This window comes from Streptococcus taoyuanensis (assembly GCF_029589235.1).
GTDB lineage: Bacteria > Bacillota > Bacilli > Lactobacillales > Streptococcaceae > Streptococcus > Streptococcus taoyuanensis.
In genome coordinates this window covers 1-18921 of the sequence record NZ_JARQVW010000023.1, presented here as the reverse complement: position 1 = coordinate 18921, position 18921 = coordinate 1, and the positions used below count along the sequence as shown (strand labels likewise).

Below are 18921 nucleotides of genomic sequence, written 5' to 3'. Positions count from 1 at the left end.
AGTAGGGCTGTAAAAGCTGATGAAAGCAGCGTAGTAGAGCCCACTCAACCACTGCGTCTTGCTCGACAATCCAAAAACAATTGAGAGGCTAGGACTTTTGTCCCAGCCTCTTCTTATGAATTATTCTTCTTCCTCGTCTTCAGAATCCTCTTCTTCGTCGTCTTCTTCGCTTAATTCAACTTCCTCACCCAAATCATCTGGTACGATTTCATTGATTTCAGCATCGTAAGCTTCGACTTCACTCTTTTCATCGTCTGGATTTTCTTCATCATATGAAAGAGCTGGATCTGCTTCGTAAACTTCTTCGTCTTCTGGATCGTCGTCGTTGTAGTCGATCGCATCTTCGTCTCCATCCATGAAGGCATTGACACGTTTTTTCTTCCGTTTCTTAGGAGTTTCATCTTCGTCTGTTTCTTCAAGAGCGATGATTTCTTCGTCAACTTCATCGATGGCATACCATGAACGAAGACCCCATTTGTTATCTCCAAGCGGGATAAAGCTTCCATCTACATTCAATTCTGTGTAGAACAATGGAAGAGCTTCACGGATCTCGCTGTTTGATTTTTCAAGGTAATTTTGAATTTCATTTACAAGATCGCTAAAGTACATTTCATGGTCACGTCCGCGTAATTCCAAAATCGCACGCGCCACTTCAATCATAGAAAGTTCACTTTTTTCTTGTCCAGCAAATACTTCTAATTCCAAGGGTAAATCTCCTTATGTTTCATTTCCTAAATGGAGAAGGATCGGGTCTTAAACCTCATCCTATCCTCGATGATAGATTGAAAACTTCTCGTTACTAAATCTATCACGCATTTTATCGTTACACTCTATTGTACGATAAATTTCCCCTTTCGTCAAAGGAAAATTCCAGGATTCTCCATGAAATCAGAAAAAAGAAGAGCCTCACGGCTCTTCTTTTTAATCTCAATTATTTAACTTTTGCTGTGCTTGTGATTACGTTCACGGCTTTCTTCACTGTGATGTCATGTTTCAACATTTCTGGTGAAAGAAGGTTGCGAACTTGTTCAACTGGCATATTGTAATCTGCTGCCAATTGTTCGATTTCAGCGTTGATTTCTTCTTCAGTTGCTTCGAAGCCTTCTGCTTTGGCTACTGCTTCAACCACAAGGTTTGTCTTCGTGTGGCTTTCAGCTTCTGCTTCGTATTGTTTGTGAAGATCTTCTTGAGTTGTTCCAGTGATTTGGAAGTACATTTCAGGTGAGATACCTTGACGTTGCATGTTTCCAAGGAATTCGTTGATTGAACGGTGTACTTCTTCGTGGATCATTTCTTCTGGAAGTTCAACGATTTCAGCATTTTCAACAGCAAGATCGATTGCTGCTGCTTCTACTGCATCGTTGTATGCTTCTTCTTTAGCTTCTGCCAACTCTTTGCGGTATTTTTCTTTCAATTCAGCAAGAGTTTCAACTTCTTCGTCGATGTCTTTTGCCAATTCATCGTCAAGAGCTGGTACTTCTTTTGCTTTTACTTCGTGGATCGTTGTCACGAATTTCGCTTCTTTACCTGCAAGGTCAGCTGCTTGGTAGTCTTCTGGGAATGTTACGATGACGTCAACTGTTTCACCAGCAGAGTGTCCAACCAATTGGTCTTCGAAACCTGGGATGAATTGACCTGAACCAAGTCCGAGTGAGAAGTTGTCACCTTTACCACCGTCGAATTCAACACCGTCGATAGATCCAACGAAGTCGATTACAACTGTATCGCCTTCTGCTGCAGCACCTTCTTTAACAACCAATTCAGCCAAATTGTTGCGTTCGCGTTCGATACGAGCATCCACATCAGCGTCTGTTACTTCTTTAGAAACTTCTACTGATACTTCAAGGTCTTTGTAAGCACCCAATTTTACTTCAGGTTTTGTTACAACAGCTGCTGTCAATGTCCAGTCTTGACCTTTTTCCATAGATACAACATCGAAAGTTGGTTGTGCTACAACTTCGATTCCAGCTTCTTTAACAGCTGCTTCGTATGCTGCTGGAAGAAGATCGTTCAAAGCATCTTGGTAAAGAGCTTCTTCACCAAAACGTTGGTTGAAGATTGGACGTGGAATATGACCTTTACGGAATCCAGGTACGTTCAAGGTTTTCTTAACAGACTCAAACACACGGTCCAAAGCAGGTTTGATTTGCTCTTGGCTGATGGTGAAAGTCAATACACCGTGGTTAGTTTCTTTGTTTTCAAATGATACAGACATTCTGTCTCTCCTTAAAATAATATAGTCATTCCTTATAATTTTACCACAAAACTTTGAAATTGCAAGTTTTAAAACGTTTTTGCCTCTCTTTTCATCCAAAAAAACTAGCCCTTAAAAGCTAGTTCTGATTATGATTTTCGGATGGGATCATCGAGGTAGAGAGCACGGGCACCGCCGATTAATTTTGGCCGACTGGCGAGGGCTGTGACATGGGCGCCACCCAGTTCACGCAAGACAGGACGAATCGGAACTTGCACGTGTTTGACATGCATCCCCACTGAGGTATCTCCGATGTCTAACCCGGCTTGGGCTGTGATAAATTCCACCTCCACAGGATCCTTAAAATACTTGAAAGCTGCGAGTTGTCCAGCCCCCCCTGCATGGAGACTCGGAAGGACATTGACGATTTCTAGCTCTTTCTTATCTGCCAATTCTCTTTCGACCACCAAGGCGCGATTGAGATGCTCACATCCTTGTACCGCCAGATAAATCCCCCTTGGATTCAACTCATCTAGCAAGGTCTGGACAATAGCTTCACCAATGTCGATATTGGAGGCCTTTCCTATTTGCCCCCCTGCAACTTCACTGGAAGACATCCCGAGGACTAGAATCTGTCCTTGGCGGAGACGGCTTTTTCCCAAGACATCTACCAGGATTTCTTTCGTATCCTTCTTCAGTTGCTCCAGATCCATGAATTAGCTTCCTTTCTTTTGAAATGCATAATAGACCACATAGCCTAAAGCCATTCCAACAAAATTCTGAGCGAGGTTATTCGGAATGTCCGAGATAGCAGCACCCCAACCATTACCCAAAAAGAGGGCAGAAGCTAGTGCGTAACCACCTACCATGACGACTGTTGCAAGGAGCAAGCCTAGGTAACGAGCTTTGCCCTTGAAGCCAGCGAAATAGCCTTGTCCCCCGTGAAAGAGGAGGCTAAAGAACATCCACTGAGGATAGCCTGAAATCAGGTCGAGTAGGAAGGCTCCGACACCACCGACAATCGCACCTTCCTTACGCCCAAAATAGAAGGCTGTGAAATAGGCACCAAGATCTAACAGGGTGACGATCCCTGTGGGAGTTGGGAGTTTGGTATAGTAGCCAAGCACAACTGTCAAGGCTGTCAAAATAGAAAGGCGGGCAATGAGTTGAGTTCGATTAGATGTCATATTGTACTACTCCATACTGGTCTGAATGTTGAATCGCTTGGAAAACAAAGTCTTTAGAGGCTTTAACAGCTTCAAGCGGTGATTTCCCTTGCACCAACTGGCTGGAAATGCTAGACGCAAAGGTACAACCAGCTCCTGTATTGTTCTTTTCCAAGACTGGCTCTTCAATGACGGTGAAGTCTGTCCCATCATAAAAGACATCGATGGCCTTTTCTTTATTGAGACGATTGCCTCCTTTGACCACGACATTCGCTGCACCTAATTCGTGGAGCTTGCGCGCTGCCTCCTTCATATCATCGAGCGATTGAATCTTGCTTTGGGTCAAGATCTCAGCTTCTGGTAAGTTTGGCGTGATAATGGTCACATAAGGGAAGAACTTAATCAATTCGTCTCGAAGAGCTGAAACTTCCACATCATGGCTTTCCTTGCAGACCAAGACAGGATCTAGTACCACTGGGATCTCCGCATGGGCTTTGACATAGTCCAAGGCCAAGTCTGCCACTTCAACATCTGGCAAAAGACCGAGTTTAATAGCAGAAAAAGGAACATTCTTGAGAGAGTTGAGCTGTTGAGCAAAGGTCGTCGGATCCACCGGAATCACTTCAAAACCGTTCTCCGTCATAGCGGTCAAACAAGTCACCGCTACAAAACCATGCTGTTTGTTGGTTGTATAGGTTGCAAGGTCTGCATGAAGACCTCCTCCACTAAAAATATCATTTCCTGAAATAGCTAGAATCAATTCATTACTCATAACGGATCTCCTTTAAATATAAGCCATTTGGCGCTGCTGTAGGACCTGCAAGATTGCGGTCCTTCTTTTCCAAAATCAGATCGATCTGCTCGATCGGCATCCGATCATTTCCAATCTTCAACAAAGTTCCCACCATATTGCGGATTTGCTTGTAGAGAAAACCATTGCCCGAAAAGGTAAAGACAAGGCGATGATGTTCTGCGTCCTCGACCAAGCGAGCCTCTGTAATCGTACGAACCTTGTCTTCCACACTGGTTCCTGAAGCTGTGAAACCGGTGAAATCATGGGTTCCCTCCAACTTTTGGATGGCCGCTTGCATCTTTTCCACATCCAAAGGATAAGGGTAGTGGGTGGCATAGTGGCGCATCATGGGGTTCTTGGGACGACCATAATCCACGATAAATTCATAGGTCTTGCTGTGCTTCTTGTAGCGTGAGTGAAAGTTATCTTCTACTTGCTCCACTCGGATGAAATCAATATCCTCTGGGGTTTGGGTATCGAGGGCAAAGCGGAGCTTCTCCTCGTCCCGCGCTTGAGGGAGATCAAAATGAATCACCTGGCCAAGAGCATGGACACCGGAATCCGTTCGTCCCGCTCCATGAACGGTAACAGGGGTTCCTTGATTAAGACGCGTCAAGGTCTTTTCGATTTCTTCTTGCACACTACGAGCATGCGGTTGGCGTTGAAACCCTGCAAACAAGGTCCCGTCATATGAAATGGTTGCTTTGTATCGTGTCATGGTTTTATTTTAGCAGGATATAGAAGGGGTTACAAGAGTGAAAAACTCAAACTGTCCGGGTACAGTTTTGCGAGCACAAAAAGAGGCTGGGACAAAAGTCCTAGCCTCTCAATTGTTTTTGGATTGTAGAGCAAGACGCAGTGGTTGAGTGGGCTCTACTACGCTGATTTCATCAGCTTTTACAGCCCTACTCAACTGTGCGGAGGTGGGACGACGAAATCGAATTCTAACGAATTACCGATTTCTGTTCCACTCTCCTAACTTCGACCTGTTACAAATCTACTAGGTCTTAGTCTCTTTTTTTATTTTTCAAGTCCATTCCTGCTGCTCCTAAGATCGCTCCTAGTAAAGCGAGTCCAAGTGCAGATTCCACTCCTGTTTCTGGGAGTTGCTTGTTAGAAGATACTGCTTCTGAACGAACCTCTTTTTCTACAGCTGCTGGAATTGGCGTTGGGGTATTTACTGGTGCTACTGGTTGATCTTTCGAGATCACTTGAGGCGTTGAAGGTTCTGGAACCACTTTGTTTACGAGCAAGTCTGATTTCACTGGTGCTTCTACGGAAGGGCTTGTTGGGATCACAATTTCTTTGGTACCGACTTCAACAATTTCTGCAACTGGCTCTTTAGCAACTTCTGTAGCGATCACTTTTCGACTTTGATCAAGTGCCGAAACCTCTACATACTCAAGACCTTGCCCTTTAACTCCAGCCTGGATCACTTTGCGTTCTCCTTTAGCGAGATCTGGATTGGTCCGTTCCACAAGGTCAAAATCAAGCTCTTTTTCTACGATTTCAAGACTTGGTTTGTCTTCCACTAGGGCTTTGACGTCATTTTCAGCCAGGCTACCTACTTGCGTGATTGGCTTGAGCCCCGCAAGGGCTTGGGTTAGAGCAGCCACTTCTTGATCCACCTGATCTTGATGAGCACGGCTCACATTCCAATTCAAGCTATCTAAGACTTTCGCAAGTGCTGCGCGAGATTCTGGTGTGTAAATGTCTAGATCTGTTGGCACCGTAGCAACTGCTTTTCTAAGAGCAGTGAAGTCTGCTTTGAAATAGTCCTTGTTGTGGTTGGCAAAAGCTTCCATGACCTGGAAGACTTCTTCTTCCTTGTATTCATTGGCCGGCTCATCAGCCCAAATTCCCAACATACTTCCGGATGTCGGTAATTTGACATCAGGGTACTTGGTTGAAGCTAACTGTTCAAACGGAACAGTTTCTGTATTTTGAATAGCTTTTTCGAGCGGATAACTTTGGTCACCTTTGTGGCCCAAAACATAGTACCAGTCTCCGTTGGTGTTAAGGAATTTATAACCCTTATCTGCCAAATACTGTGGAGATGCGAGGTTATAGCCCCACCATCCTTTAGACCAGTATGAAATCAAGACGTCCTTGTCAAAGGCAACATCGTCTTCATCTCCATAATAGAAGCCATCGTTAAAGGCCATTGGCTGCAAGCCTTTTTCACGCGCCATGGCTGCAAGACTATTGGAATACTCCGCAAACTTACCATAGAGGTCATACCACTTGAGGTAGTACCAACCTTGCGCACTGGTAGCGTCATTGGCATATTCATCTGTTCCGTAGTTAAAGATCTTAGACTTGTCTTTGAAGTAGTCCATGTACTTGCCAATCAAGGCTTTGGTAAAGTTGACTGCTGCTTCATTGGTCAAATCCATGGTTGTTTTTGAAACCGTATCAAAGCTGGCTTGTGGATTTTCAATGCCCAATTTTTCCATGGCCACCAACAAAGCATCCATGTGTCCAGGACTATTGACTGCCGCAATCAAGCCGATTCCTTTCGCAGTCGCATAAGCATGGAGTTCATCCATTTCTGCTTGAGTCAAGGCTTGACCATTTGGATCATCGTAATAGGCCTTGGTGCCTTCTAAAATAGCCTTTTTCACATCATCACTGGCATAGGTTTTGCCATTGGCTTCCACCGTCATATCATCGAGTACGAAGCGCATACCATCGTTTCCGACAAGGAGGTGCAAGTCAGAATAACCCAACTCACTGGCCTTATCTACGATCCGTTTCAATTGATCCAGTGAGAAGTATTTGCGGCCTGCATCGATCGAGATGACCTTCTTCATGGCAAGTTTTTCTTCCGCTTCTTTTGCTGCAACTTCTTTCGCGTAGCTTTCCGTATACACCAAAGCATCTTGAGCTGCTTTGAGATGGTCGATCAAAGTTTTGGCCTCTGCTCGAGTGGTATTTGTTCCTGCCCCTTCTAAAGCTTTTTTAGCTGCCGTAAAGGCTACTAGAGATTCCGGTGTATAGTGGTCCAAATCAGTTGGAGCTTCTGAAAGAGCTTTTTCAACGACTTCAGGATCTGCTACAAAGTAGTCTGCATTTTTGTCCGCGAAGGCATGCATGAGCTTAAAGAGAAGGTCTTTTTTGTAGGTTGCGGATGGCGTATCTGCCCAGGCAGCTACCATGCCACCGATGAAGGGCACCTTAGCTCCATCATTTTTTTGAACCACATCAATCGCTGACTTGGAAATTCCTTCGAGACCTTGATCCAGGTTGTACCAACCAGATCCAGCCTTGTCCCGTCCAAGCACATAATACCAAGCATCATTGGTATTAAGAATCTGATGACCTAGTTCAGACAAGAGTTTTGAAGAAGCGACATCATAGCCGTTCCAGCCACCTGTCCAGTAGGACACAATGATATCCTTGTCAAAAGTGCCATAGGAAGTATCGCCATTGTAGTAGATTCCGTCATTAAAGGCCATTGGTTTCATCTTGTGTTTTTTCACAATAGCTGCTAGATCATTGGCGTATTGGATGAATTTTTCATAGCCTTTTTCTGGATAGCCTTCACCTGGCCAATGCTTGCTGGCTTGGAGAACCTGCCAGCCATGGGCATCTGTAGCATCGTTAGCATATTCATCCAAACCAATGTTAAAAATGTCTGCCTTGCCGCTGAAATAAGCCGCATACTTGTCTACCAAAGCCTTGGTAAAGTCTAAGGCTTTTTTGTTGTCCAAATCAACTGTCCGAGCTGATTTCTTTGTACCAAAATAATTAAAGTGAGGATTTTCGATCCCCAATTGTTCCATGGCTGTCAGAATCGCATCCATGTGACCTGGACTATTAATGGTTGGGATGACACCTACTTTCTTCGATTTGGCGTAGGCCAAAATATCATCCATTTGAGCCTGGGTCAAGGCTGTCCCGTTCGGATCATCGTAATAAGCTTTTGTCCCTTTTTCAACCGCATCTGTCACGGCTTGGCTAGAATAAGAAGTATCTCCCACTTTCAAAGACATATCATCCAGCACAAAGCGCAAGCCGTCATTTCCAACTAGAAGATGCAAGTCTGTATAGCCCGTCTTACTAGCTTCATCAATGATTTCCTTGATTTGCTCTGGTGAGAAGTACTTGCGACCGGCATCGATCGAAACAATCTTTTTCTTGGCTAATTTTTCTTCCTGATCAGGATCTTTAGCAGGCGTTTCCGTCGCTGGTTGAGCTGCCACATCCGACTCTGCGACAGAACTTGCTTCTTCGCGAATCAAACGGTCAAGATCTGATACCCGCAATTCACGATCAGGCAGTGTCGGTTGACTTTGATCGACGATTGGGGCAGGAGCCGTTGGTTTTTCTACTGTTGGCTGAGAAGCTTCCTCATTAAGAGAAATCGTTGACTCACCCTCGCTTGGCTTAGTTGGAACTGTCGTTGAAGGGCTGTCTGTAACGCTCGTCGTATCTGCCGATACAACATGAGCACCAGCAAAAAATCCTATGAGCACCGAAGCAGCTCCTACTGCATACTTGCGAATCGCATAACGTGGTTGATGTGATTTCATCAGGACCTCCTAAATTGTCTTTGTAATCGTTTTCTCAAATTTACCACGATATCTTAATAAATTCAATGAGGGGTCACATTATTCTTTAATTAGGAGAGGAAGTTCTTGGATTCGATCCAAAATAAAACGAGCCCCTTACTCAAAAGGAAACTCGTTCATTTTTATAAATCATCTAAAGCATCTTTGACCTTGTCAAAGAACCCTTTTTTCTTTGGGTTGACCTTCAAATCACTTGCTTCTGCAAAGGCTTGAAGGGCTTCTTTTTGCTTGTCATTTAAACCAGTTGGGGTGACGACATTGACGGATACATATTGATCTCCCATGGCACCACCACGTAAGCTTGGAGCCCCTTTTCCACGGAGGCGGAATTTCTTACCAGTTTGGGTTCCTTCAGGAATGACCAAATCGACATCTCCGTGAACAGTTGGCACATGGACCGTATCTCCAAGAGCTGCTTGGACAAAGTTCAAGTCTAACTTGTAGTAGATGGTTGAGCCATCTCGTTCGAAGCGATCGCTCGGCTCAACATTGACAACGACATACAAGTCACCATAAGGTCCACCGTTAAAGCCGGCTTCTCCTTGACCTGCTAAGCGGATTTGTTGACCTGTTTCAACTCCGGCAGGAATCTTAACGTTCACGCTATGAGCTTGTTTTTCATGACCTGTTCCACGACAAGTCGTACATGGATCTTTGATTTCTTGGCCACGACCATGACAGACATCACAGGTCACTTGACGGCGCATCATCCCAAGAGGGGTTTGCGTATCCACATTGATGACTCCAGAACCATGACAGCGTCCACAGGTCACCGGACTAGTCCCTGGCTTAGCTCCAGAACCATGACAGGTATGGCAGCTAGCTTCCCGATGGTACTTGACTTCTTTTTCCGCACCAAAAATCGCTTCTTCAAACTTGAGATTGACGCGGTATTGGAGGTCATCCCCTTGACGAGGTGCATTTGGATTACGACTTGCACCACCACCAAAGAAGCTAGAGAAGATATCTTCAAAGCCACCAAAACCAGCACCATCAAAGCCACCAAAACCACCTGCTCCGCCACCGAAGCCACCATTGGCACCTGCAGCACCATATTGGTCATAAGCAGCCCGTTTTTGCTCGTCACTCAAAGTCTCATAAGCTTCTTGAACTTCCTTGTACTTTTCCTCAGCACCAGGCTCCTTGTTGATATCTGGGTGATATTTTTTAGATAATTTCCGATAGGCTTTCTTGATCTCATCTTGAGATGCATTCTTTGAAACGCCCAAACGGTCATAAAATTCAGTATTGTTCATACAAGATACTAAGAGCGAACAGAAAGCGACTGAAATTTAGGAAACCGACAAGAAATCCTGATTTCTTAGGCGGTTTATCTAATTTCCAAGCTTTCCGCTCGAGTTCAATTCCCCGAACGCTCTTTGTTCCTTTCTATAATTTTCATGTAAATCTTTAGAGGCTGTTTTCTATACTTCGCTTCACTTGATCAAAGTCTTGGTCCGATAGAGTAAATATCAAATCCTCTTCTGAGTAGTCGTTTCGTTCTTTAAAATAGTTGTCCGTATTCTCTGCCAAGCCTAAACTTAGAATCACTTTTCTTGCAAACTCTTGATGGGCAAAACCGATAGCCGTAATGATTTGTTTATCTTGCACAACCAGTTTGGGTTGGAAATTTTCACGTGGAAGAAACTCAAAATAGTCAAAGAAGTTTTGCCAAATTCCACCTGTATATTTCGTGTCCTTCAACAGACCTGCTTTCGCTAATAAAAGAGGCGCTGAAGAAATGGCTGCAACGAGGATATCTTGCTCACCAAGGTCCCTCAAGAACGAAATCAATTTTCCATCCTGTAGGGCAGGTCCTATGTTGACCATCCCGGGCAAAATCACGCAAGAATACTCTTCAATACGGATTTGATCTAGTGTTTTCGTTGGTTGACAGGGTAAGCCATCCTCAGAGACCACCATCGAATGATCTGAAGCAGCATAATCAATCGTAACATCAAAAGACAGAGCTAAAGTACTCGTTAAAGCAGTTATCTCATAAAGAGAAAAATTAGGATAAATCAAACAAAGTACTTTTTTCATACGCAACATCCTCTATTTTACCGAAAAACAGAGGCTGGGTTGCAACCTCTGGATTTCTTTTTATCATTTACTAGTTAGGCTGAATTGAGTTTCGGCTTAAAGGAATCCTCAAATCTCGGAACCTTTCTTTATTTCAGGAGGTTCCGCTAAAACAATCCACTGGATTGTTTTACTTCTCCGTAAACTCTCCGTCTACGACGTCATCGCCTGCGTTTCCTGCTGCTTGTGCGCCTTCTGCTCCTGCTTGGGCTTGTTGCGCTGCTGCAGCTTGTTCGTAGAGTTTAACAGCCAATGCTTGTGCTTTTTCGTTCAAGGCTTCAAGTTTTGCTTTCATTTCTTCAAGGTTACCTGATTCTTGAGCTTTCTTAAGATCATCAAGTCCTGCTTGAGCCGCGTCACGTTCTGCATCAAAGCCTTTGCCTTCAGTTTCCTTGATTGTCTTTTCAGTCGCAAAGATAGCTTGGTCTACTTCGTTACGAAGGTCTACTTCTTCTTTACGTTTCTTATCTGCTTCAGCGTTAGCTTCTGCATCTTTCATCATGCGGTCGATTTCTTCATCTGTCAAACCTGAGTTTGATTGGATAACGATCGTTTGTTCTTTTTGAGTTCCAAGGTCTTTCGCCTTAACAGATACGATACCGTTCTTGTCGATGTCGAAAGTTACTTCGATTTGAGGAATTCCACGAGGTGCAGCTGGGATATCAGTCAATTGGAAACGTCCCAGAGTCTTGTTATCTGCTGCCATTGGGCGTTCCCCTTGAAGAACGTGGATATCAACGGCTGGTTGGTTATCTGCTGCAGTTGAGAAGACTTGTGATTTAGATGTTGGAATTGTTGTGTTGCGGTCGATGAGTTTTGTGAAGACTCCACCCATTGTTTCGATACCAAGTGACAATGGCGTTACGTCAAGAAGGACAACGTCTTTGACGTCACCAGTGATCACACCACCTTGGATAGCAGCACCCATAGCCACTACTTCGTCAGGGTTCACTGATTTGTTTGGTTCTTTACCAGTTTCAGCTTTAACAGCTTCTACAACGGCAGGGATACGAGTTGAACCACCGACAAGGATGACTTCGTCGATATCTGACAAGCTCAAACCTGCATCTGAAAGGGCTTGGCGAACTGGAGTTTTCGTACGTTCTACAAGGTCACGAGTCAAATCATCGAATTTCGCACGAGTCAAGGTCATTTCCAAGTGAAGAGGTCCAGCAGCGCCTGCAGTGATGAATGGCAAGCTGATTTGAGTTGAAGTCACACCAGAAAGGTCTTTCTTCGCTTTTTCAGCTGCATCTTTCAAACGTTGAAGCGCCATCTTGTCTGTTGACAAGTCGATACCATTTTCTTTCTTGAATTCTTCAACCATGTAGTCGATGATTTTTTGGTCAAAGTCGTCACCACCGAGTTTGTTATCCCCTGCAGTTGCCAATACATCAAAGACACCATCACCCAATTCAAGGATAGATACGTCGAATGTACCACCACCAAGGTCGAATACCAAGATTTTTTCTTCTTTATCAGTCTTATCCAAACCATAAGCAAGGGCTGCTGCTGTTGGTTCGTTGACGATACGTTCTACTTCAAGACCAGCGATTTTACCAGCGTCTTTAGTTGCTTGACGTTGTGCATCGTTGAAGTAAGCAGGAACTGTGATAACTGCTTTCGTTACTTTTTCACCAAGGTAATCTTCAGCGTAACCTTTCAAGTATTGAAGAATCATAGCTGAAATTTCTTGTGGTGTGTATTCTTTACCGTTTGCAGAAACTTTTTCAGAAGTACCCATCTTAGATTTGATAGAGATGATGGTATCTGGGTTTGTGACTGCTTGACGTTTTGCAGCGTCACCAACGATGATTTCACCGTTTTTGAATGACACAACAGATGGAGTTGTGCGGTTTCCTTCTGGGTTTGCGATGATTTTTGATTCAGTTCCTTCAAGAACTGCTACTGCTGAGTTTGTTGTACCTAAGTCAATACCGATAATTTTAGACATATGTTTTTCTCCTCGTTGTTTTTTCTCTTTTTTTCTTTTTGATATTTCCCTTAAGTGGTGGGGACGTGAGCAACTCCCTTCGGGATTTCATCACTTATTTTTGAGCCTACTGTCTCAAAAATCCCCTGTTTCAGTAGCACAAGCTACTGAAACTTTCACCACGGCGGGAAATATATTCCTTGCAAGCCTCCGGCTTGCGTCTTATCTTTCTTTCATAGTTTAGTGTCGTTTCGGACAAGACAGCCTAGTTATAAACCACTACCATGGCTGGGCGAAGGATGCGGTCATGGAGTTTGTAGCCTTTTTGGAAGACTTGTGCGATAGTGTCTGCTGGATGTTCGTCATCTGCAGGTAAGGTTTGGATGGCCATGTGGTAGTTATGGTCAAAGGCTCCGTCCGCTGGAATTTCTTCGATTCCTTCTTCTTTCAGAGCATGTACCAAACTTTCTTGGACCATTTCCAAGCCCTTCTTCACATCATCTGTCAATCCTTCGACGGCAAGGGCGCGTTCGAGGTTGTCCAGTGATGGTAAGATCGCTTTTGCCAAATCTTGGCTACGGTATTTTTGTAATTGTTGACGTTCTTCATTAGCACGGCGCTGAATGTTTTGCATTTCTGCATGAGCACGAAGGTATTTGTTTTCAAATTCTTCGGCACGCGCTTGTGCTTCTTCTAACTCAGAAGGTTGGTTGCTTTCCTCTACAACTTCTTCAGTTGTTTGGGCAACTTCCTCTTCTTTCACGTCTTCTTTTTTGATATCTTCTGTCAAGGCATACACCCCTTTCATTTAGTCTTAATTTACTTCATAATGGTTGCTATTGAGGTAACGGTAGTAATCCGTCAACTTCATGACCAGTACTCGGCCGATAACATTGACCAGGCTTATCACACGCCTGTAGTCCATCTCTACGGGACCGATCACATGCATGAGGGCCATCCCACGATAAGGAACTAAGAACTTGTGACTAATCACTGTCACATTTTTCAAGGCCTTCTCTTGGGATTCCGCAACCAGGATCTGGGTCATTTGGTCTTCTGGCATTCCCCCTCGCAACTCCAAGGCCACATGTTGGGGATTGTCTAAGAACTGATAGGTCTGAAGATCGGCGTAGGTTAATGATGAAACCTTTCCTTCTACAAAGACCAGTTCTTGAAACAGTTGCGAGAAGACGTAATCAAAGAGATCCAGCACATTGTCTGTCGTCTTGAAATAGCGCTGTACAATCTGTGGAATCTCCGTCCGCAAGCGGTAGTGGATATCCAAAACTGTATTTCCAATGAAGCGTTCTTGAACCAGCTGATGGAAGATTTCCAAGTCACTGGTTAAGAAATTCTTTGGAATGGCAAACTGGACGGTGACAGGCTTTGATTCATCCAAGGTCAGAACTGCTAAGGCATCGTGATTGGATAATGGAACAATTTCAAAACCAGTCAAGCGCTGACGTGTCGGTTCAACATCCTGAATCACTGCGGTGTAACCCGTCATCTGGGCTAGTAACTTGGCCGTAGCATCCAAGATATCGTCTAACTTAAAGGCTTCGAAATCAAAGGCTTTCACCACCTGGTAGACATCTTGCTCATCAATCAGCTCTAGATCAAGCGAGTTCTGAACAAAATATTGGAAACCAGCTCGGCTAGGCAGCCGTCCACTCGAAGTGTGGGCTTTTTCTAGTAAGCCTTGCTTTTCGAGGGCAGCCATGTCGTTTCGGATGGTCGCACTACTGGATTGAATAACATCTTGCAGTGCTTTTGAACCGACTGGTTCGTGGGTCTTGGTAAAGATATCGACAACAAGATTAAGAATCTCATTTTGACGTTCTGTAACCATGACCTCACCTCTCTTTCATTTTTAGCACTCTGAACACTCAAGTGCTAAACCATGATTCTATTATACACCCATCCAAAAGAAAGTCAAGAGAAAAATCCAAAAAATTAGCACTCTTTTTTCAAGAGTGCTAAAAATCATTCTTAAGACCTAGAGAAGTGAATCTCCTCTTATTTGCCAGCTTTTTTCAATAGCTGAATATATTCTTCCAATACTAGCTGATGCTTGGCCATATACTGAGCATTTTCTACGCCAACATAACGGAAATGCCAATTCTCAAAGTTCACACCCGTGATGTTGCTCTTCCCATCTGGGTAGCGAAGAACAAAGCCATATTGCGGTGCGATGGCAGCCAACTGCAAGCCCAACTCATCACTTTGACCAGCTTCGACACTCATATCAATCGCAAGTCCTGTCTGGTGTTCACTCGCACCAGGGACCTGTACCTGGGTCTGCACCTGCTTTTCAGCTTCTTCGTGCGAAAGGCCGCTAGCCTCTAGTTGCGCAACACGCTCATTATAGAGCTCTGTTTGCTCGGCCACACTTCGATAGCCTGATATCAAGGTTTCTTCTGGGGCAATTTTGCGAGCTGCTTCTAAGAATTGACGAGTTGGTTCTACAATCCGACTATCCACTTTGATAGCATCTACATCTGTCAATTGTGGGTTCAGCTCTGGCTTCACATTGTCACGATTGACCAAGATCAACTGCCAGTCTTTGGTCGAAACGGCTGGTAAATCTGATTTTTCTTTCTTTTTCTTAGAAGAAGAGGGAGTCGTTACAGCTGTTTTTTTAGCCTTCCAAAACTGAAGCCCTGAAAACAAGCTTGGTTTCGCTAAGTAAGCACCAATTCCTGATCCAAGGACCACAAGAAGAAAGAAACTCAATAGGTAAGGCCACCACTTCTTACGTTTTTTTCTTGCGCGTCTATACTTATTCGTCATGGCCACCCTCTAGAAGTTTTGCTCCAACCTTACGATAAGATAGATCCCCAATCTTTTCAATACTGAAAGCACCATCCTCATAGGCCAAAACTGTCACGCTTCCGTTGTCCAAGACCAATTCTTCGACTGCTTTTGGATCAATGAGATAAATCAAGGTCGTAATGGTCATACCATGGCTAACCACAATAGCATTGCCGCCGCCAGCTGCTTCGACCTCTTTTGCGATGGCTTCAAAACCTTCTTTGATCCGACTACTCAAGGCTCCCCAGGATTCAGCCCATCCAGTGGTATCCACTTCGACGATTCCTTCTGCTAACTCCATTAGGCTCAACTGATGGAAATCATCGACCTTAAAGACACGAGGTAAGACCCCCATGAAGAGATCACCATCATAAGCACCGTCAAAACTACCAAAACACCACTCGCGGATCCGTTTGTCATAACGATAAGGGATTTTCCCTGTCAGACCGAGTTCTTGAAGAATAATTCCCATGGTTTGAATGGTGCGTCCAGAATCACTCGAAACAGCCTCTTCAAAAGAAAGCCCAGCTTCCTTGAGACCAAGTCCTAATTCTCGAATCCCACGCTCTCCTGCTTCTGTCAGCGGAGTGTCTGACCAGCCCTGTGCTCGCCCAATGGTATTAAACATGGTTTTTCCATGACGAGCAATATATAATCTGGTTTTTGTCATTCTATTACCTCCGTATGTATCTCTTTCATTATATCATTTTTTACAAAAAGAAAGAAGGAAAGCTCTTACAAGTTTTGAGAGAAAGAAAAGGCATGACCAAAGGGTCAGCCTTTCAGGATGGACTAGGATTCTTGCAAGCTTTCACCTACCTCACGGTAACTGCTATCTCCAACCCCCTTAACCGTCAATTTTCCATCTTCATATTCTACAAGGGTAACACTACCGTTTGAAAGAGGCAGATTGAGATTTGGTTTTCCTTCGATCAAGCAGACCAAGGTCTGAATGGTCCAACTATGGCTGACCACCAAGGCATTGCCTCCACCATTTTCTTCTACTTCTTTGGCGATGGCTTCAAAACCTTCTAAGATTCGGCCTTTCAAAACTTCCCAAGGTTCAGCCCAATTCGCTGTGTCCACTTGGCAAATGCCATTGGCCAAGTCTTCCAAGGTCAAGGTCTTATAATCCTCTACATCTAGCACGCGCGGCACGACACCGTGAAAGAGCTCCCCAACGTATGCCCCATCAAAGCTACCAAAACACCACTCGCGGATCCGTTTGTCAAAGCGATAAGGAATCTGGTCTTTCAAGCCCAATTCATCGAGAATGATCCCCATGGTCTGAATGGCACGGCCTGAATCACTGGAATAAGCTCGAGTAAACTCCAAACCAGACTCACGCAAGCCGATTCCCAGAGCCTGAATCCCTCGTTCTCCTTCTGCTGTCAAGGGTGTATCGGACCAACCTTGAGCACGGTCAATGGTATTAAACATGGTTCTCCCATGACGAATCACAAATAATCTTGTTTTAGCCATCTTGTCTCCTTTTGCAAGAAAAAAGTCTGGAGTTTTATCATCACAGCCTTTTCTATTTTCTACTATTATACTAGATTTCTCTTAGTTTTTAAAGCTATGAACCGGAGCTGGAATTTGACCACCACGGGCAATGAAATCAGCTGACGAAGCCTTGTTGACCTTCATTACCGGAGCAGACCCAAGAAGTCCACCAAGCTCTAACATATCGCCTTCCTTGCCATAAGGAATGATCCGAACGGCTGTTGTCTTTTGGTTGATGACCCCGATAGCTGCTTCATCGGCGATCATGGCCGCAATGGTTGTATCTGGAGTATCAGCTGGGATGGCAATCATATCTAGACCGACTGAACAGATAGCTGTCATAGCTTCCAATTTTTCCAGGTTGATATGGCCTGATTGGACCGCCGCAATCATCCCTTCATCTTCTGAGACAGGAATGAAGGCACCTGACAACCCACCGACTTGGTTACAAGCCATGATGCCGCCTTTTTTCACTTGGTCATTGAGCAGAGCTAGCGCTGCTGTAGTTCCATGGGTTCCAACTACTTCAAGCCCCATGGCTTCAAGGACACGGGCAACCGAATCCCCAACAGCTGGTGTTGGCGCGAGAGACAAGTCTACAATCCCAAACTCAACACCTAGACGTTCACTAGCCATTTGACCCACTAATTGGCCGACACGTGTGATCTTGAAAGCTGTCTTCTTGACGGTTTCAGCCAATACATCAAAGCTAGCGCCTGGTACTTTTTCAATCGCCCGTTGGACGACACCAGGTCCTGAAACCCCAACGTTGATGACAACATCCGCTTCACCAACACCGTGGAAGGCACCCGCCATAAAAGGATTATCTTCTACCGCATTGGCAAAGACCACCAGTTTCCCTGGCCCCATTGGATCCGCTTGGGAGGCTTCTTTAATAATACGACCCATGTCTCGGACAGCTGTCATATTGATCCCTGTCTTAGTGGAACCGATGTTAACCGAAGAGCAGACAAAATCCGTCTCTGCAAGAGCTCGAGGAATAGAATTGATGAGGATCTCATCCCCCTTTTGGTAGCCTTTTTGAACCAGGGCTGAGAAGCCACCGATAAAGTTAATTCCGATCTCTTTAGCCGCACGATCCAACGCCTTGGCAAAGGGTACATAATCTGTCGCATTGGTTGCCGCCCCGATAATAGAAATCGGAGTGACCGAAACCCGCTTGTTGACAATAGGAATACCCAGTTCTGCCGCAATCTCATCTCCAACAGCCACCAAATCTTTGGCCTTTGTCACAATCTTATTGTAGACTTTTTCTGCTGCCTTATCGATATCTGGATCAATACAATCTAGAAGTGAAATCCCCATGGTGATGGTCCGAACATCAAAGTTTTGCTCCTCAATCATGGCAATGGTTTCTGTTACCTGTTTAATATCCATAAATTCTCAACCCCTATCTTACAAATTGTGCATGGCATCAAAAATCGCTGCGCTCTGGATATTGATTTTGACATGAAGAGACTGACCGAATTCTTCCAACTCTGAACGAAGCTGCGTGAAATCCTTTTTCTCATCTGACGATACAACCGCCATCATGGTAAAGTACTCATCCAATACCGTTTGAGAGATATCGTCGATATTGAGTCCCAATTCTGCCACTTTCGTTGCGACACCGGCTACGATTCCTTTTTGGTCTTTTCCAACGACTGTAATAATTGCTTTCATTTCACTGCTCCATTCTATCTATTTGCTTCCATTGTAGCACAATCCCCTTAAAATCGCCCTTCTCAACTGGGAACGTTCGTATATTTTTATGTGTATAAAAAAATAAAGAGGCTGGGACAAAAGTCCTAGCCTCTCAATTATTTTTGGATTGTCGAGCAAGACGCAGTGGTTGAGTGGGCTCT

The 18921-nt window shown here is 44.5% G+C and carries 17 protein-coding genes; all 17 read right to left on the bottom strand.

Annotated elements, in window-relative coordinates; genetic code table 11:
• Window positions 1-120: 120 nt before the first annotated feature.
• The 17 genes from rpoE to P5Y91_RS10250 all read right to left on the bottom strand — a co-directional run bounded on the left by rpoE (window position 121) and on the right by P5Y91_RS10250 (window position 18739).
• Window positions 121-705 carry a DNA-directed RNA polymerase subunit delta gene (rpoE, locus tag P5Y91_RS10330; protein ID WP_003010182.1) on the bottom strand — a complete coding sequence of 195 codons (585 nt, stop codon included), beginning with the start codon at window positions 703-705 and terminating at the stop codon, window positions 121-123.
• A 226-nt stretch (window positions 706-931) separates the two neighbouring features.
• The gene (gene tig / locus P5Y91_RS10325) at window positions 932-2215 is read right to left on the bottom strand and encodes a trigger factor (RefSeq protein ID WP_277839421.1); all 1284 of its coding nucleotides are present in this window, start codon (window positions 2213-2215) and stop codon (window positions 932-934) included.
• 128 nt (window positions 2216-2343) lie between these two features.
• Window positions 2344-2907: a TIGR01440 family protein gene (locus tag P5Y91_RS10320; protein WP_155125229.1), complete on the bottom strand. Its 564-nt coding sequence runs from the start codon at window positions 2905-2907 to the stop codon at window positions 2344-2346.
• Between the two features lie 3 nt (window positions 2908-2910).
• Window positions 2911-3381, bottom strand: coding sequence for an ECF transporter S component (locus tag P5Y91_RS10315; RefSeq protein WP_003017988.1), 471 nt, complete (start codon window positions 3379-3381; stop codon window positions 2911-2913).
• Window positions 3371-4132 (bottom strand): bifunctional hydroxymethylpyrimidine kinase/phosphomethylpyrimidine kinase, encoded by a 762-nt coding sequence (locus tag P5Y91_RS10310; RefSeq protein ID WP_155125228.1) that lies wholly within the window; start codon window positions 4130-4132, stop codon window positions 3371-3373. Before P5Y91_RS10310 ends, P5Y91_RS10315 begins: the two co-directional genes overlap by 11 nt.
• Window positions 4125-4871 carry a tRNA pseudouridine(38-40) synthase TruA gene (truA, locus tag P5Y91_RS10305; protein ID WP_155125227.1) on the bottom strand — a complete coding sequence of 249 codons (747 nt, stop codon included), beginning with the start codon at window positions 4869-4871 and terminating at the stop codon, window positions 4125-4127. The genes P5Y91_RS10310 and truA overlap by 8 nt, the downstream gene beginning before the upstream one ends.
• Window positions 4872-5160: 289 nt before the next feature.
• A complete protein-coding gene (locus P5Y91_RS10300; protein ID WP_155125226.1) occupies window positions 5161-8688 on the bottom strand; it encodes a family 20 glycosylhydrolase in 3528 nt (1175 codons plus the stop codon).
• 161 nt (window positions 8689-8849) lie between these two features.
• Window positions 8850-9983, bottom strand: a complete 1134-nt coding sequence (gene dnaJ, locus P5Y91_RS10295) for a molecular chaperone DnaJ (protein WP_003004734.1) — start codon at window positions 9981-9983, stop codon at window positions 8850-8852.
• 154 nt (window positions 9984-10137) lie between these two features.
• On the bottom strand, window positions 10138-10770 hold the full coding sequence (locus tag P5Y91_RS10290; protein WP_155125224.1) for a DJ-1/PfpI family protein: 633 nt from the start codon (window positions 10768-10770) through the stop codon (window positions 10138-10140).
• Window positions 10771-10939: 169 nt separating this feature from the next.
• Window positions 10940-12763, bottom strand: coding sequence for a molecular chaperone DnaK (gene dnaK / locus P5Y91_RS10285; protein ID WP_049482638.1), 1824 nt, complete (start codon window positions 12761-12763; stop codon window positions 10940-10942).
• A gap of 244 nt (window positions 12764-13007) precedes the next feature.
• Window positions 13008-13532: a nucleotide exchange factor GrpE gene (gene grpE / locus P5Y91_RS10280; RefSeq protein WP_301355021.1), complete on the bottom strand. Its 525-nt coding sequence runs from the start codon at window positions 13530-13532 to the stop codon at window positions 13008-13010.
• Between the two features lie 24 nt (window positions 13533-13556).
• Window positions 13557-14591 carry a heat-inducible transcriptional repressor HrcA gene (hrcA, locus tag P5Y91_RS10275; protein ID WP_150905325.1) on the bottom strand — a complete coding sequence of 345 codons (1035 nt, stop codon included), beginning with the start codon at window positions 14589-14591 and terminating at the stop codon, window positions 13557-13559.
• Between the two features lie 167 nt (window positions 14592-14758).
• Window positions 14759-15532 (bottom strand): M15 family metallopeptidase, encoded by a 774-nt coding sequence (locus P5Y91_RS10270; protein WP_045759109.1) that lies wholly within the window; start codon window positions 15530-15532, stop codon window positions 14759-14761.
• On the bottom strand, window positions 15522-16223 hold the full coding sequence (locus P5Y91_RS10265; RefSeq protein ID WP_045759108.1) for a histidine phosphatase family protein: 702 nt from the start codon (window positions 16221-16223) through the stop codon (window positions 15522-15524). Before P5Y91_RS10265 ends, P5Y91_RS10270 begins: the two co-directional genes overlap by 11 nt.
• A 122-nt stretch (window positions 16224-16345) precedes the next feature.
• On the bottom strand, window positions 16346-17035 hold the full coding sequence (locus P5Y91_RS10260; protein WP_155125223.1) for a histidine phosphatase family protein: 690 nt from the start codon (window positions 17033-17035) through the stop codon (window positions 16346-16348).
• A gap of 81 nt (window positions 17036-17116) precedes the next feature.
• A complete protein-coding gene (locus tag P5Y91_RS10255) occupies window positions 17117-18454 on the bottom strand; it encodes a PFL family protein (protein WP_277839414.1) in 1338 nt (445 codons plus the stop codon).
• A gap of 18 nt (window positions 18455-18472) precedes the next feature.
• The gene (locus tag P5Y91_RS10250; RefSeq protein ID WP_003004214.1) at window positions 18473-18739 is read right to left on the bottom strand and encodes an ACT domain-containing protein; all 267 of its coding nucleotides are present in this window, start codon (window positions 18737-18739) and stop codon (window positions 18473-18475) included.
• Between the last annotated feature and the right edge of the window lie 182 nt (window positions 18740-18921).

Coding starts and splice junctions, on each gene's coding strand:
- truA (WP_155125227.1), bottom strand. CDS start 4,871: ATGACACGATACAAAGCAACCATTTCATATGACGGGACCTTGTTTGCA.
- P5Y91_RS10260 (WP_155125223.1), bottom strand. CDS start 17,035: ATGGCTAAAACAAGATTATTTGTGATTCGTCATGGGAGAACCATGTTT.
- P5Y91_RS10265 (WP_045759108.1), bottom strand. CDS start 16,223: ATGACAAAAACCAGATTATATATTGCTCGTCATGGAAAAACCATGTTT.
- P5Y91_RS10315 (WP_003017988.1), bottom strand. CDS start 3,381: ATGACATCTAATCGAACTCAACTCATTGCCCGCCTTTCTATTTTGACA.
- dnaJ (WP_003004734.1), bottom strand. CDS start 9,983: ATGAACAATACTGAATTTTATGACCGTTTGGGCGTTTCAAAGAATGCA.
- P5Y91_RS10310 (WP_155125228.1), bottom strand. CDS start 4,132: ATGAGTAATGAATTGATTCTAGCTATTTCAGGAAATGATATTTTTAGT.
- P5Y91_RS10300 (WP_155125226.1), bottom strand. CDS start 8,688: ATGAAATCACATCAACCACGTTATGCGATTCGCAAGTATGCAGTAGGA.
- P5Y91_RS10290 (WP_155125224.1), bottom strand. CDS start 10,770: ATGAAAAAAGTACTTTGTTTGATTTATCCTAATTTTTCTCTTTATGAG.
- P5Y91_RS10320 (WP_155125229.1), bottom strand. CDS start 2,907: ATGGATCTGGAGCAACTGAAGAAGGATACGAAAGAAATCCTGGTAGAT.
- P5Y91_RS10270 (WP_045759109.1), bottom strand. CDS start 15,532: ATGACGAATAAGTATAGACGCGCAAGAAAAAAACGTAAGAAGTGGTGG.
- hrcA (WP_150905325.1), bottom strand. CDS start 14,591: ATGGTTACAGAACGTCAAAATGAGATTCTTAATCTTGTTGTCGATATC.
- P5Y91_RS10250 (WP_003004214.1), bottom strand. CDS start 18,739: ATGAAAGCAATTATTACAGTCGTTGGAAAAGACCAAAAAGGAATCGTA.
- tig (WP_277839421.1), bottom strand. CDS start 2,215: ATGTCTGTATCATTTGAAAACAAAGAAACTAACCACGGTGTATTGACT.
- dnaK (WP_049482638.1), bottom strand. CDS start 12,763: ATGTCTAAAATTATCGGTATTGACTTAGGTACAACAAACTCAGCAGTA.
- P5Y91_RS10255 (WP_277839414.1), bottom strand. CDS start 18,454: ATGGATATTAAACAGGTAACAGAAACCATTGCCATGATTGAGGAGCAA.